Genomic DNA, 905 nt, shown 5'->3' on the forward strand with positions numbered 1-905 from the left:
CGTCGTCGTCTGTTCCGGTGGTTTCTCCGCCTGCGCCACCGGGTCCGGCTCCGGCCGGGTCGGGTGCGGGTGTGGTGTCGGGGCCGGGTACGCCCGCGGTATCGGTGGCGCCCGGATCCGCTGAGGCGCCCCCGGCCGCGGGCGCCGCCGCACCACCACCGCCACCGGCCACCGACCGGGCGAGCCTGGAACCCGAACGCGAGCCCAGCCTGATCCCCGGCATCGACGACCAAACCCTGGCACAGGTCGCTCCCGCCGCCATGATGGGCGGCGCCATGGCACTGTCCATGCTGCCCATGCTCGCCTCCGCCCTGTCCGGCCTCGCCGGCGGAAACGGCGGCGGCGGCGCCGGTAGTGGTGGTGGAAACGGTTCCGGCGCAACCACAACCGGCGACGGCAGCGACGCCGGCCTGTCCCCCCAAGCCCAGAAAGCCATCGCCGCACTCAAAAAACTCGCCGCCGCCTACGGCGACGAAAACAGCGACGACCCCGACGTCCAGAAACTCCGCAAAGAACTCGGCACCACCACCGGCAGCACCGACGGCACCGGCACCACCGCAGGCGCCGTCAAAGCCCGCCAACTGTTCCAACGCAACGCCGCCACCGCCTTCAACACCCTCGACAACGACCTCTACAACTACATCTACTCCCACGCCGGCAAACACAAAGTCGACAAAACCGCCGTCCGCCAACTCCTGCGCGACGTCGACGCCGCCCTCGCCGAACTAGGACCCACCGCCTACACCAAAGCCGGACAACAAAAAGTCCACCAAATCCTCACCATCGCCCTCAAAAAAGCCCAAGCCATCGTCTCCGGCGGCAACACCAACTCCACCGAAACCGCCACCGAAATCAACCGCCTCACCAACCAATACCTCTACAACATCTACGGCAAAAAATACCCG

At 67.3% G+C, this 905-nt stretch carries 1 protein-coding gene and 1 pseudogene; one reads left to right on the plus strand and one right to left on the minus strand.

Annotation, left to right across the window (positions count from 1 at the left end):
• Window positions 1-289: pseudogene (locus A5789_RS37775) on the minus strand (hypothetical protein); the annotation flags it as partial.
• Between A5789_RS37775 and A5789_RS11695 the strand changes: the two are divergent.
• Window positions 276-905, plus strand: a 630-nt coding sequence (locus A5789_RS11695; RefSeq protein ID WP_227462713.1) for a DUF4226 domain-containing protein, incomplete at its 3' end; no start/stop codon positions are given. The pseudogene A5789_RS37775 and the gene A5789_RS11695 sit on opposite strands and share 14 nt — an antisense overlap.

The organism is Nocardia sp. 852002-51101_SCH5132738 (assembly GCF_001665695.1).
Lineage (GTDB): Bacteria > Actinomycetota > Actinomycetes > Mycobacteriales > Mycobacteriaceae > Nocardia > Nocardia nova.